The sequence below is a fragment of the Okeania sp. genome, assembly GCF_035285525.1.
Classification (GTDB): Bacteria; Cyanobacteriota; Cyanobacteriia; order Cyanobacteriales; family Microcoleaceae; genus Trichodesmium.
Map to the genome: position 1 here is coordinate 18,490 of NZ_JAYKGW010000090.1, position 15,144 is coordinate 33,633.

A 15,144-nucleotide genomic window follows, 5' to 3' on the forward strand; every position below is an offset into this window, starting at 1 on the left:
TTTGAATATTTTCCTATGACTTAGATAATTATAGAAATACTAGGTCATTTCAGTTATTAGTTATCAGTACCTCTAGCTGTTTGCGCAGCATGACCTAGGGAAGCCCTATGCTTGAAAAACTATTGCGCAAGAGAATATATAGCGTTTAAACCCTCAAAATCTCTCTTCAACTATTCTGACAAAACTCTCAAATAAAAAATTAGAAATTGATAAGATATTTTTATAGCAAATTTCTCTAAGATTTTCCACCTCAAATGGAGAGAGAAACACTACTGCATTGTTTCACCTAAAATGGTGCATGGGGTAGGGGCGGGTTTTTCAGGAAATTTTCATCTCTTTCTAGGATTTACATAAACCCCCCCTCTGAGACCTATCCATTACCAACATAATTAGGATTTGCTGAAAAAGTCTTACCCAGATACTCACTTTTTCTAATCAGGCGAAAATCTGCTACTTTTTCAGTATCTTAAAAGCCTAAAACCTTTACCAGTAAATACTTTTAGATTTAATCAGCCAGCCCTAATTATTTACAATCTTGAAAGCCTGATTAGTTAATGGTTTCGAGATTTAAAAACAGCAGATGGCTTGACTTTTGCCAGCATCTATGCTATTTACCATATCCCGCCCTTTCTGACCTTCCTAATGCTTAATCCCTGCTTTTTGAGAAATGTTAAGAAAGATGTGGGTCAAGCATAGCCCTGAGACGCGACTTATATTATGGGGCTGGTTTATCTGACAATCTATGGAAAACTCTATGATATAATAATAAGTTTTGAGCGAAAAAATTAGGTCTAAAGTCTCCCCTTTTCCAATAAACTAAGAGAAAATAAACTTCAGTATTTCAATGCCAATGTTTTCCTAGGTCATGCTGCGCAAACAACCAGAAATAATGATAACTGATAACTGAAATAACTTTTGCATAATATAATATTAAATTTTAACTGGAAAATAGGGTCTAAAGTCTCCCCTTTTCCAATAAACTAAGAGAAAATAAACTTCAGTATTTCAATGCCAATGTTTTCCTAGGTCATGCTGCGCAAACAACCAGAAATACTGATAACTGATAACTGAAATGAACCATATACCAGTTTTAAGTAATGAATTAATTTCAGGTTTAGCTATCCGTCCAGGAGGTATCTACTTAGACGCAACCTTGGGATATGGTGGTCATACTCAGTTGATTTTAGCTGCTGCTCCAGATGTTAAAGTAATAGCTATAGACCAAGATGAACAAGCGATCACTAACTGCCAAACCTCATTAGTCCATGAAAACTCTAATATCGAATTTTGGCACGGCAACTTTGCCAATTATCAACCAGAAAATATTCAATTTGATGGTATAATTGCCGATTTAGGAGTAAACTCTGTACAATTGGATACTCCAGAACGTGGATTTAGTTTTCGGTATGAGGCGAAATTAGATATGCGGATGAATCAGCAACAAACTATAACAGCAGCCGAAATAATTAATCACTGGGAAGAAACCAAATTAGCAAATATTTTTTATACCTATGGGGAAGAACGCCTATCCAGACGTATAGCTAGAAAAATAGTAGAAAGTCGTCCTTTTGAAACTACGACCCAGTTAGCAGAAGCGATCGCCCACTCTGTACCCCGCAAATACCGTTATGCTAGAATACATCCAGCAACCCGTGTTTTTCAAGCTCTGAGGATAGAAGTTAATCAAGAACTTTCTAGCCTAGAAATTTTTCTGAAAAAAGCTCCTAATTGGCTCAAGATTGGAGGTAGAATTGGAATGATTAGCTTTCATAGTTTAGAGGATCGTTTAGTTAAACATGGCCTAAGAGATTCGTCTATTTTGCAAGTATTGACAAAAAAACCTATTCAACCTCAAGATCATGAAATATCTATGAATCCAAGGGCACGTTCTGCTAAATTAAGATTGGCAGAAAGGTATTGTTAGATTTATACTAGAAGTTCTGAGGAAAGAGGGAGTAGAGGAGAATAATTGATAATTTATGTGGAATAATTGACTTAACTTTTAATTATTCAAGATATCTATATGTTATTTATTTTGTAAAGCAAAAATATTTTGTTTTCAAATACATTAACAGCCAATATGAGAGTATAGGAATTAAAAATTTTTCTGGGAGTCAGATTATAGCATGAGTCGGCGAGAAACGAAACTAAAATTGATGGTAGTCGATGACGAACCAGACAACCTAGATTTGTTGTACAGGACGTTTCGGCGAGACTTTAAAGTTTATAAAGCAGATAGTGCCTTCAGTGCAATGGACGTTTTAGAAGCAGAAGGAGAAATGGCACTGATTATCTCTGACCAAAGAATGCCAGAAATGAATGGCACAGAATTTTTGGGCAAAACCTTAGAAAAATTTCCAGACACAGTTCGGATTCTACTTACAGGCTACACAGATGTAGAAGATTTGGTAGAAGCTATCAACTCGGGTAAAGTATTTAAGTATATCACCAAACCATGGAATCCAGAAGAACTAAAAGTAGTAGTTCAACAAGCTTCAGAAACCTATAAAGTAGTTAAGCAACGGACCAATACTTTAACTTTGGCTTTGCGACGAGAGTCAATATTTAATGAAGTAATGAGTGCCATTAGAGAATCATTAGATTACTCTAGTATGTTATCCACAATAGTAGAAACAGTAGGACGAACTTTTGCAGCTACAGAAGGTAAATTATGGCCAGTAGTAGGTAATCGCCTCATGTCTGAGCCTTTTTCTTATCAGAGCGCTGAAAATTCTCCCAACGAGTTTCCCATCTCCGAAGAACTACTACTGGAAATATTGCAGAATCCTCAAACCTACTTTGAAGAAGGTTCAGATAAAAGTAGTTGTAAATTAATCATCCCTCTAATTTATCAGCAAGATTTATTAGCAGTTTTAGCCCTTAATCAAGAAAATAGTCATAACTTTTGGTCTACTGAAGATGTTGATCTTATAGAAAGTGTACTATCTCAGGCAGCCTTGGCATTATCCCAAGCCCAACTGTATCAAAAGACTAGAAAACTAGCGGAACAAATGAGTAATGAGCTAGAAGTAGCTCGTCAGATCCAAAGCAACTTATTACGTCAAAGTTGGCCGGAGTTTGAAACAGTCAAAATACAAGGTTGTTGCTATCCTGCTAGAGAAGTAGGAGGTGATTTCTTTGAAGTTTATACTCATTCTCAAGGAGATATTTGGTTAGCATTAGGAGATGTTTCTGGTAAAGGAGTACCTGCGGCCTTATTCATGGCAAGTGCTATTTCGGTCATGCGACGAGAACTTTCTCAAGAAAATCCCCCAGACCCCTATGAAGTAATGCTAAATCTAAATAGCATTCTGGCAGACGATTTGATTAGTAACAATTGCTTTATTACAATGGTCTTAGCTCGTTACACACCAGAAACCGGATTATTAGCTTATGCAAATGCTGGCCATATATATCCCTTAGTTTGGTCTAAAACCTCATTACAAAAAGATTCCGAGGAAGTAAAACCAAGTTTTCTCAAAGAACGTGGCATTCCCATAGGAATATTACCAAAATGGAGGGGAAAAGCAGGTACGATAGATTTAAAATCAGGGGATGTATTCCTACTCACAAGTGATGGAATCACAGAAGCTACGGTAGTTCAAGGAACTGCTGATGGTAGGGAAACAACTCGTGTCATGTTGCAACAAGAAGGTTTATGGAGACTCTTAAAGGAGCATAAAGACCAATTAAACCTCGATAAATTATTGGCCTATATTCGAGCCGATAATCAAGTTCAAGAAGACGATCAAACCATACTATCTCTGGAGGTTCTGTAAAATTTATGAAGACCGAGCTTCAAGTACCAAGCAAACTAAATTTTCTAACTATAGTTGAAAATTGGTTATTAAGCAGTCTAGAAGTAGAGCTAGGAGAAGATATTGATTGGCCACGTCAATCCAACCGTTTACGCTTGGTACTGGCTGAAGCTTACTCCAATGTAATCCGTCATGCTCATAAGGACAAACCTCATTTACCAGTTTTAATACGTTTAGAAATTAAAGACCGTAATATTGCTTTAGAAATTTGGGATTATGGTCAAGGTTATCAGACAGGAGATTATAATCCACCGACACCAGAGGACAAACAAGAAAGTGGTTATGGGTGGTTGATTATTAATAGACTAATGGATAGTGTAGAATATGTTTTACACATAGATGGAGATGGTAGAAATTGTCTCAAGTTGGAAGCGATTATGCCAGACAAAGCTAATTAATAATTAATAATTACCTATGTTGATAGACAATAGAATTGGCTAAAAGGTTTTTTCCTTTTTTTTTCGATAAATGGAGATAATTTATACCTTAATTTTTAGGTAAAAATATTTGCTGAAATTCTAACAAGCTAAAAATATTTTTTCTGGAGTTGCAGTCTTTTTTTCCATATCTCTCATTATTAAGTGTTGAGGAATTTCAATTACTGGTTATTAGTATGCAAGACTGAAACTTGATAATTGAAATAGAGTGCTAGACCCTAGGGAAAACTTAACTGGTAATAGGATAGGATGCTGTTAAAGGATTTCATAGTTTATAAATGTCTGCGCTCTTTCCTTTTACTGCTATTATAAAAAAAAATGCTTATTACCTTAGAAATGGTAGGGTTAATATCTTAACTTATTAGTCAGCTTTTGAGTACCTGGGAAATGGAAATATGGAATTGATAAAATCAACATAGGCAACTTAAATAAATAATTTAATATTTTAACTGAGATGAATAAAAGAGACTGCTATTTTTATATATATTCTTTTATTTAAAATTAGTTGTATATAATAAGAAGAATCTTGAGGAAAGTTTGGTTTTAAAAACAAATTAGGTTAATGAAATCTCCTATTAGCAGTAGTCAAATCAAAGAAAAAACTTTAGAAATAGGATTTCATAAAGTGGGAATAGCTTCAGCTAATGAATTTGGGTCAGAAATAAATAGATGGCAAAGTTGGTTGCATAAAGGTTATCAAGCAGACCTGGAGTGGATGGCCAGCTCCAAACGTCAAAATTTAAAGGGGGTCATGCCAGAGGTACAGTCTATTATTTGTGTAGCCCTCAACTATTATACACCACATAAACACTCTGAAGATAGTGAAATTGGTAAAATTTCTCGCTATGGTTGGGGTAGAGATTATCACAAAGTGATGCAAAAAAAGTTAAAAGCTTTGGCACACTGGTTACAAGAGCAAGGTAAAGAGATTTTAACCCGCTATTATGTAGATACTGGCCCTATTATGGAAAAAGCATTGGCGCAGCAAGCTGGATTAGGTTGGATCGGGAAAAATGCTAATGTGATTACTAGAGAATATGGTTCATGGGTATTTTTAGGAGAGATACTGACGAACCTGGAGTTGACAAGCGATCGCTCCCATACTGAACATTGTGGTAGTTGTACTCGTTGTTTGGAAGCTTGTCCAACTAATGCCATTGTAGAACCTTTTGTTGTTAATGCAAATCTTTGTATTGCTTATCATACGATTGAAAATAGAAATTCAGACTTGCCAGAACATATTAAGTCAAATTTAAAAGGGTGGGTGGCAGGTTGTGATATTTGCCAAGATGTTTGTCCTTGGAATCAAAGATTTGCTCAAGAGACAGATGTTAATGATTTTCAGCCATATCCTCATAATTTAGCACCTCAGTTAACAAAATTAGCGAAAATATCAGAAGAAGATTGGAATAAGCAATTTACCGCTTCTGCACTACGACGTATTAAACCGGAAATGCTGCAAAGAAATGCTCGTGCTAATCTTGAATAAGTATTAATTAGGGTTTAGGGAGTAGGTAGGGACTTATGCAACGTCCGTACAAAGTCAAGAGGGATAGAAGTTATAGAATAATTGTATCTTAATTTTTCTGTTCTAGTGAGCCTTTTGTGCTAATATGTCTGAACTTTTTTGACCTAAAAATGCTAAAAGCTTTATCTGTCATCCGAGTACCTCTTCTATAGAACCCCTAAGCGGATCTATAAAATTAGCTGTGGAGTAGGTGAGTATGGGAGTAGGGGAGATCAGGAAATGGTGCATAATGGGGGTACTTTTATACTTTTTTTCCTATTCTCTAACTTAATCTCGTAACTCCTGTCTCCTGAGTCCTGAATCCTGACTCCTGTCTCCTAATCCTCACTAAGGAAATGGTGCATAATGGGGGTACTTTTATACTTTTTTTCCTATTCTCTAACTTAATCTCGTAACTCCTGTTTCCTGATTCCTGAGTCCTGTCTCCTAATCCTTACTTTTGCAAAGATACGCTTAGGGGTTCTATAACAACTCCCTTCAACTTTTAACTTTTAACTTTTAACTTTTAACTATTCCCTACTCCCTACTCCTTCTAATGATAAAAACAATTATTTTTGATTTTGATGGTACATTAGCAGATACTTTCGAGCTAATTTTTGCTATTACAAATCGTCTATCAATTGAATTTGGATATAAACAAACAAAGAAAGAAGAAATCAAAAAAATTGAAAAATTAAGTCCTATAGAACTTATTAAAGAGTCAGGAATCTCTCTGTTTAAAGTACCTTTTTTGCTGAGAAAAATCAGAACAGAGTTTCAAAAAGAAATTAATAATGTGAGATTATTTTCTGGAATTAAAGAAGTTTTAATTTCACTTAAACTTGAAGGTTATACAATAGGGATAGTTACTTCTAATGCTCTAGATAATGTAGAACTTGTTTTACAAAAATATGATTTGTTAATTTTTGATTTTATAGTTTCCAGTAAAACACTTTTTAGTAAACATAGAGCTATTGAAAAATACTCTAAATCTGAGAATATTCAGCCAGAAGAAATAGTTTATGTTGGAGATGAAACTAGAGATATTAATTCTGCAAAAAAAGCTAAAGTTAAGGCAATAGCTGTGACTTGGGGTTTTAATTCTAGAGAAGCTTTATCAGAATATAAACCAGATGCTTTGGTTGATGAACCTCAAGAATTAATTGAAGTAATTAATAAACTATAGCAATCTTATTTTAAGGGAGTAGGAAGTAGGGAGTAGGGATTAGTTAAAAGTCAAGAGTTGGAGAGAGTTATAAAGGAGGTACAAGGTTTCCGAGAAATCAGAAAAATTTTCTCTTACATTTTTTTTTGCCTCTATCTTGCTTGCCTAAATACTAACTTTTTTACCTTTAAGGAGCGAAAATATGGCACTTTTTATACACCTAAAAATAATAAAATATTTATCTATAAATACTTTTAAATTTAATCAGTAAGCCTTATTTAGGATTGCTATAGTAAGTAGAAATTTTTGAGTAAAAAACATTTACTACTAAAAGTTAGGAAGTAGTAAATACTGGTAAATGATTCTAAATTTTTAAATGCTAGAGCGCTATTCACAAGACAGTCGAATCTGGAACATTTTGTCAAATTTCTGATACCAATTCCTCAAAATAATGGTATACTTTTTCGGAGCTTTAGTTATTAATAGGACTGACGCATAAACCATAGATATAGTGCTTAAAACTATAGCGCTATAGTTTTTTGACTCTATAGGTAGTACCTTTGCGTAAGTCCTGATTAAGTAATAGAGCGTTTCTCAAGTTCTTGAAGTACAGTTGTTTTTATCTGCCTTACCAAAAAATGAGGGTATGTGTCTCCTCTTTTAAGGGGATGAAAAAATATTTAACTCAGTATTTCAAGCCTGCAACTTTAGTCGGAGGTTCACTGTCTACTGATAACTGATAACTGATAACTAATAACTGTCCATTTCTCTACTTCTTGCTCCTTTTTATGACACTAATTCCCCTGAATAATGGTATACTTTGTCTATGCTTTAGTTATTAACAGGACTTAGGCATAACCATAGATATAGTGCTATAGTTTTTTAAATCTATATGTAGTACCTTTGCGTAAATCCTGATTAAGTAATACCATTTCTGAAAAGCTTTTCTATGCTTTATTGAGTAGGGAAGTGGGGGAAAGTAAAAACAAGAATAATTCACATTATTCATAGCCAAAATTAGGAAAAAAGTCAAAGAGCGAGTGCTAATTAATGAATAACTGAAGTGTTACTCAAGTATAGCATGAATTATGGGAATTGTTATAATACAGCGTTTCTCAAGTTATGGAGGTACAGTTGTTTTTATACTCCCCTACTCCCTACTCCCTACTCCCTACTCCCTATTTTCCCAATGATTAATCAAACAAAAATAAATCGAACAGTTTTAAATAATGGCATAGTTGTAATTACAACAGAAAATATGGTTGCTGATATTGTATCAGCCAAAATATTCTTGCGAATAGGTAGTCGTTATGAAGCGAAAAAACAATCAGGAATTTCCCATTTATTAGCAGCAGTTTTGACAAAAGGAACAGACAAATTATCGTCTTTAGAAATTGCTCAGAAAATTGAATCAGTAGGAGCAAGATTAGGAAGTGATACAACAGCAGATTATTTTTTAGTAAGTATAAAAACTGTATCAGCAGACTTTGATGATATCTTTCACTTATCAGGAGAAATAATCAGATATCCCTCCTTTCCAGAAACAGAAATTGAATTAGAAAAAAGGATAACTATTCAAAGTATTCGTTCTCAAAAAGAACAACCTTTTACGGTAGCATTCTCTCAATTACGAGAAATGATGTATCAAAACCATCCTTATGCTTTATCAACTTTAGGTAGAGAAAATACAGTATCTAAAATCACCCGCCAAGACATTCAAGAATTTCATCAAACTTACTTCCGTCCAGATAATATAGTCATATCTATAGTAGGGAAAATTAGTAACGAAAAAGCTATTTCTTTAGTTGAAGAAATATATGGAGATTGGCAACCACCAACTACACCTTTACCAAGTTTAAATTTACCAACAATAACTCCTCAACCTTTCATAGCAAAAAAATACCAAGAAACTCAACAATCTATTATTATGCTTGGCTATTTAGCAGCAAATGTTAGTAGTTCTGACTATGCTCCTCTAAAATTACTTAATACTTATTTGGGAAATGGTTTATCAAGTCGTTTATTTGTAGAATTAAGAGAAAAAAAAGGTTTAGCTTATGATGTTTCTGCATTTTATCCTACCCGTTTCCATATCTCAAACTTTACAGTTTATATAGGTACAGCAGCAGAAAATACAGCCCTCGCTGAAGCAGGATTAAAAACAGAAGTAGAACGTTTAGTTAATTATTTGCTTAGTGAAGAAGAGTTAGAAATTTGTAAAAATAAATTATTAGGTCAATATGCTTTGGGTAAACAAACAAATTCACAAATTGCTCAAATTTTAGGATGGTATGAAGTCTTAAATTTAGGAATATATTTTGATAGTAAGTTCCAGGAAAATTTGGCAATGGTAACGAGTGTTGAAGCACAACAAGTTGCTAATAAGTATTTTATAGAACCTTATATTTCAATTGTCGGACCAGAGATCAAGTGATTAGTAATATCAAGTTTGATGGTTTTTTGTTATACTTTATGGGTTGTGGAGTAGTTCGGACTGAAGAAAAAAAAGCCTAGTAGAGACAGGTTTAAGCAAAGACTTCCGTGGTTAACTCAAATTTAACTAAACCCGCCCCCAATGATGTAATGCAATATTTTTCATCAACAGTAGGGGCGGGTTTATCTAATTTCTAGATGCTCGTTAACTTAACTGAGAAACCCACCCCTACCTATCCATTACCCACATCTTCATCTAATATAAAACTTGACAAAATAGATAAATTGTGTTATTTTAAATGATTTGCTTTTTAGCTAGAAACAAAGTATATCAAATTACATTTTTTCGATAAATCAAGTAATTTTACTCAGCTACTATCATTCTTTTTCCTTTCTCCCCTGTTCCCTGCTATCCTTATTGGCACAAGGATTTCAAGACTTATGGGTAGACCATATCTTTTAGGGAAAAGTAATGATCCATTGTCCATTATCCATTATTCATTAATGAACCTTACCCCTATAAGTCCCACCCTCTCCATACTGCTTTTTTCAGATTTTAGCCATGAATTTTGTACTTTAGTAACAAACTTAGTCAAACGTGTTACACTTATAGACGTAATTATATAACTTAATATTAAGAAAATCTGTGTGCCTAAATCAGAACGTAAAATTCTATTAGATTTTGAAAAGCCTCTGGCAGAATTAGAAGACCGGATAAATCAGATTCGTGAACTAGCCAAAGATTGCAATAATGTAGATGTTTCTGACCAAATTCATCAACTAGAAGCAAAAGCAACTCAACTACGTCAAGAAATTTTTAGTAGTCTTTCCCCTGTCCAAAAACTACAATTGGCCCGCCATCCCAGACGACCAAGCACTCTTGATTATATCCAAGCCATCTGTGATGAGTGGATAGAACTGCATGGCGATCGCGGCGGTAGTGACGACCCAGCAATAGTAGGAGGATTAGCAAGAATAAATGGCCAACCTGTAGTAATTATTGGTCATCAAAAAGGACGAGATACCAAAGATAATGTAGCTCGTAATTTTGGTATGGCCTCAGCAGGAGGATATCGAAAATCAATTAGATTTATGGAACATGGCAATCGTTTTGGAATGCCAATCATAACATTTATTGATACCCCTGGTGCATGGCCAGGTATAGAAGCTGAAAAATTAGGACAAGGAGAGGCGATCGCCTATAATCTACGAGAAATGTTCCATCTAGATGTACCAATAATTTGTACAGTAATTGGAGAAGGTGGTTCAGGTGGAGCATTAGGTGTGGGAGTAGGCGATCGGCTGCTGATGCTAGAGCATTCTATATATACAGTTGCTAGTCCTGAAGCTTGTGCAGCTATTCTGTGGAAAGATGCTAGCAAAGCTCCTCAAGCAGCAGAAGCTTTGAAGATAACTTCCTGGGATTTAAAAAATGTAGGAATTATTGATGATGTAGTTCTAGAACCAAACGGTGGCGCTCATGCTAACCCCCTGCAAGCAGCAGAGAATCTGAAAAAGGCCATAATGATAAATCTAGATGAATTAAGTAAACTAAGTGGGCAACAACGTCGAAAACAGCGTTATCAAAAATTCCGTTCTATAGGAGTATTTGTGGAAACATGAAATATCATAGATCGCAATTATACAGTGTGAATAGGAATAGATTATCTTTGATAATTCTGTGTAGAGGAAGTTTTAATTCCAGGAGGATGTTACTATTACTTAATAGTAGTTAATTAACCTAAAAATTGTATCTTAAATTTTGTCCTTCTGGTGCAATATTTTTGTTACGTTTTGCTACAAAAAATTATGTTATAATTTCAGTGAATCTAGTACCAAGTTATTTATGATTTTGTTAATTCCCTCTTTTTAGAATTAAAAAACTAATGGGGATCAATTTTAAACAACTTGACTATGATAAAATTTTCAATATAGTTGCACAGTAAATTATCAATGCTTTCCTGATACCAACTCAAACAGAAATTTACCTGATTTTATAGTTATTGACGAATTGTGAAAATAAATTTCTCCTTGGTATCAAACTTACAGTAGAGAAATTGGTAAATTCTCATAATTATAGTTCATTGCTAATTAATAACTAAAATTGATTACCTCCAATCAGTAAAGAATTAAAGCTCTTAGCTAAATGGCCTAGCAAAAGTTAGGTCAGGATATAACCTGCTTTTTTGAAATCTTTTCCGGATCTACTAAATATGACTCAAACTTTTTCTAACGGTTCCAATCCTAGCAAAACACTTAGTCTCAATGGTCTGAAGACTGCTAGTACAAATGGAAATGGTAAAATTGCCTATAGACCTGACCGTAACTCCTCATCCAATGGTCATTCAATAGTGCAACAACCTCCTGCTGAAGAGAGCAACGAGGAAATGATTGCAGCAGTAAGAACAATGCTACTTTCAGTAGGAGAAGATCCTGAGCGAGAAGGATTGCTCAAAACTCCGAAGCGAGTAGCAGAAGCAATGCGGTTCCTGACAGGTGGTTACAATCAATCCCTAGAAGAAATTGTGAATGGTGCTATCTTTGATGAAGGTCATAACGAAATGGTTTTAGTTAGAGATATTAATCTGTTTAGTCTTTGTGAACATCATATGCTACCCTTCATGGGAAAAGCTCATGTAGCCTATATTCCTAATCAAAAAGTAGTTGGATTAAGCAAACTAGCTCGCATTGTGGAAATGTATTCTCGTAGATTACAAGTTCAGGAACGGCTAAATCGTCAAATTGCTGAAGCAATCCAAACAGTATTAGAACCAAAGGGTGTAGCAGTTGTGATTGAAGCTACTCATATGTGCATGGTAATGCGGGGGGTACAAAAACCTGGTTCTTGGACTGTCACCAGTGCAATGGTTGGTGTTTTTGAAGAAGATCAGAAAGTTAGAGAGGAATACTTCAATTTAATTCGCCATCAACCCTCATTCTTTTAATAGCTATTAGTAGGGTGCGTTAGCGGTAGCGTAACGCACCAATACCCTATATAGAGTTTTGGTGCGTTATAAAGTGCGCTTTTCATTTGAATAAACGATAGTAGGGACGTTCCATCCAACGTCCCTACTGGATTATCATTTTTTGAGCGTGGTTTATTGACCTGAAAACTGCTTTAAGCTACATAGGACTTACGCATTAACGCTATCCGTAGGGTGCGTTTTCCGCGCTGGAGCGGACATGGAAAGCGAAGCATTCCGTCAGGAAAACGCTACGCGATATGAAAAGCCTATCTCGTAACGCATCGGTACTCCATATCTAGTGCCTCCCGTGTAAGTCCTGCGACATTTACTAATTTAGGACTTACACGGGAGGAACCCGGTTTCTAAGATAAATTGTTGTTTTGAGCAATAGATATCTAGGCTCGTGCCGGGTTTCTGGGTTCACACGGCTTTAGTCCTGTAATTAATAAATTCCGACTCCTGAGTTCTTTTTAGTAACTTTTGTTATTTTTTCCCTTCTTTTCTATAACTATAAACGGCAAAAGGAAAAAAAATAGAGTGAGAAAGTACAAAGTTTTTCATCAACTAATTATCCGGATTTGATTATGAAAGGCTGAGATTTAAACTAAATAACTGAAACCAAAAAATATACACATCAAGAGATTTCTGATATGGCTAAACCAATCAAATTTGGAACAGATGGCTGGCGCGGTGTTATAGCTGATGATTTTACTTTTGAAAGAGTTGCTTTAGTAGCTCCTATTGCGGCTAGAATTTTAGAGAAAAATTATGCAGATTCTACTAATAATAGTAAAACAATAATTGTCGGCTATGACCGTCGCTTTATGGCTGAAGAATTTGCTCAAGTAGCTGCGGAAGCTATTCAAAATGCAGGATTTGATGTTTTATTAACCGATGCTTACGCTCCTACTCCTGCTTTTAGTTTGGCAGCATTTCAAAAACAGGCTCTGGGGGCTATTGTGATGACTGCTAGTCATAATCCAGGAAAATATTTAGGATTAAAAGTTAAGGGCGCTTTTGGTGGTTCGGTACCTCCCGAAATAACTAAACAAATAGAAAGTTTATTAACAGTTGAAACTGAAAAAGATGGGGTAGAAAAAGGTAAAAGAGAAACTTTTAATCCTTGGCCGAGTTATTGCGAAACTCTGCAAAAAATGGTAGAGATTGAGAAGATTAAGTCGGCTATTAATGAAGGAAAATTAAAAGTTTTTGTAGATGTAATGCACGGTGCTGCGGCTGGAGGTTTACAACAAATATTGGATGTAGAAGTTACAGAAGTTAATGGTAATAGAGACCCTTTATTTGATGGGGGAGCGCCCGAACCTTTACCCCGTTATTTGAGTAAACTTTTTAAGGAAATTAAAAGTTATCGAGCAGCAAATGAAGGGAGTTTAGCTATTGGGTTGGTGTTTGATGGAGATAGCGATCGCATTGCTGCTGTCGATGGTGAGGGTAATTTTCTCAGTTCTCAAATTTTAATTCCCATTTTGATTGAACATTTGACTACTAGACATGGGTTTAGTGGGGAGGTGGTGAAGACTATTAGTGGTTCTGATCTATTTCCGAAAGTAGCAGAGTTATACAAGATGCCAGTATTTGAAACTGCTATTGGTTATAAGTATATTGCTGATAGAATGTTGTCAACTCAGGTGCTTGTGGGTGGTGAAGAGTCTGGGGGTATTGGTTACGGTACTCATATTCCAGAAAGGGATGCTTTATTGTCCGCACTCTATTTATTGGAAGCAGTCGTGATGTCTGGAGAAGATTTGAGTGTTATTTATCGTCAGTTGCAAGAAAAGACAGGTTTTAGTTCCGTTTACGATCGGATAGATTTGCCTTTGCCTAATATGGAAGTGCGATCGCGACTTTTGGAGGAGTTAGAAAATAATCCTGTGACGGAGGTTGCTGGAGAAAAAGTGGTTGATTGTTTGACTATAGATGGGTATAAGTTTCGGTTAGCTGATGGTCGTTGGTTATTGATTCGGTTTAGTGGTACTGAACCTGTTTTGCGACTTTATTGTGAAGCTGCGGATATGCAGAAAGTGAAGCAAACTTTGGAATGGGCGAAAAATTGGGCAAATAGTATTTAATGGTATGTGTCGAGGAGTCAGGAGTCAAGAGCTAGGAAAGGTATATAGATTGTAAATTTGATGGTGAGGGTTTGGAAACCAAACCCCTAGAGTTTTTTTCACAAATCATTTGATATGACTTGATCTACAGCTACAACTGTTTTGGATCGACACCAAGGGAACGTAACATTTGTTTAAATTGTTCAGCACGTTGCCGCTCTTGTTGAGCTTCTTGTTCAAGTTTTTCAGCTCGTTGTCGCTCCTGTTGAAATCGTTGTCGTTCCTGAAGTTTTTCCTCTTCTGGGGTCATAAACCTGTTACCTTCAGACTCATACCAATACAACAACTCTCGTTGATAACGGTAATAATTATTAACTTCAGTTCCTATCGCCAGACCTATTTCTGGCATCCATACGGGATTTATTGGTAAACGTTGATATGTTCCATTGAACAAACGATACACCTGAAAACGCTCATGTTTGTCTCGGTGGAAATAGTCTGGGTTATAAATAACATAATACAATACTCCCAACCGAGCGTAATCAGTCATTTTTTGCTCGTCTTCGTCGCCATAAGTTTTAGAAACAATCTCTAATACGAATATCGGAACAATATAATTTTCCTCCCAAAGAATATAGGAGGAGCGCAATTTATCATTTTTTAGTTTGGGAACTCCCACACTGAGGAAAGCATCAGGAACAATAGCAACTCTAGGATTTGATCCAGTGGTGTGGTAAATTCCCATATTT

Annotated in this window: 10 protein-coding genes; 9 read left to right on the forward strand and 1 reads right to left on the reverse strand. The window is 35.4% G+C overall.

Translation table 11 applies throughout. The annotated features are described in order from the left end of the window. The first annotated feature begins 1,072 nt into the window (after positions 1–1,072). From rsmH to VKJ25_RS08690, 9 genes are all read left to right on the forward strand, one after another. Complete coding sequence (gene rsmH, locus VKJ25_RS08650) at positions 1,073–1,924, forward strand: 16S rRNA (cytosine(1402)-N(4))-methyltransferase RsmH (protein WP_324236222.1); 852 nt, start codon at positions 1,073–1,075, stop codon at positions 1,922–1,924. A gap of 202 nt (positions 1,925–2,126) precedes the next feature. Beyond that, positions 2,127–3,779, forward strand: a complete 1,653-nt coding sequence (locus VKJ25_RS08655; protein WP_324236223.1) for a SpoIIE family protein phosphatase — start codon at positions 2,127–2,129, stop codon at positions 3,777–3,779. A 5-nt stretch (positions 3,780–3,784) separates the two neighbouring features. After that, on the forward strand, positions 3,785–4,216 hold the full coding sequence (locus VKJ25_RS08660; protein WP_324236224.1) for an ATP-binding protein: 432 nt from the start codon (positions 3,785–3,787) through the stop codon (positions 4,214–4,216). 601 nt (positions 4,217–4,817) lie between these two features. After that, a complete protein-coding gene (queG, locus tag VKJ25_RS08665; RefSeq protein ID WP_324236225.1) occupies positions 4,818–5,744 on the forward strand; it encodes a tRNA epoxyqueuosine(34) reductase QueG in 927 nt (308 codons plus the stop codon). A 574-nt stretch (positions 5,745–6,318) separates the two neighbouring features. Then, positions 6,319–6,948 (forward strand): HAD-IA family hydrolase, encoded by a 630-nt coding sequence (locus VKJ25_RS08670; RefSeq protein WP_324236226.1) that lies wholly within the window; start codon positions 6,319–6,321, stop codon positions 6,946–6,948. A 1,168-nt stretch (positions 6,949–8,116) separates the two neighbouring features. Further along, positions 8,117–9,361: a M16 family metallopeptidase gene (locus VKJ25_RS08675; RefSeq protein ID WP_324236227.1), complete on the forward strand. Its 1,245-nt coding sequence runs from the start codon at positions 8,117–8,119 to the stop codon at positions 9,359–9,361. A gap of 647 nt (positions 9,362–10,008) precedes the next feature. Next, a complete protein-coding gene (gene accA, locus VKJ25_RS08680) occupies positions 10,009–10,983 on the forward strand; it encodes an acetyl-CoA carboxylase carboxyl transferase subunit alpha (RefSeq protein WP_324236228.1) in 975 nt (324 codons plus the stop codon). A 590-nt stretch (positions 10,984–11,573) separates the two neighbouring features. Continuing rightward, a complete protein-coding gene (gene folE, locus VKJ25_RS08685) occupies positions 11,574–12,305 on the forward strand; it encodes a GTP cyclohydrolase I FolE (protein ID WP_324236229.1) in 732 nt (243 codons plus the stop codon). Positions 12,306–12,976: 671 nt separating this feature from the next. Further along, entirely contained in the window at positions 12,977–14,416 is a 1,440-nt protein-coding gene (locus VKJ25_RS08690) for a phosphoglucomutase/phosphomannomutase family protein (protein ID WP_324236230.1), read from the forward strand. A 130-nt stretch (positions 14,417–14,546) separates the two neighbouring features. Here the strand turns inward: VKJ25_RS08690 and VKJ25_RS08695 are convergent, their stop codons facing one another. Continuing rightward, on the reverse strand, positions 14,547–15,140 hold the full coding sequence (locus VKJ25_RS08695) for a Uma2 family endonuclease (protein WP_324236231.1): 594 nt from the start codon (positions 15,138–15,140) through the stop codon (positions 14,547–14,549). Positions 15,141–15,144: the final 4 nt, after the last annotated feature.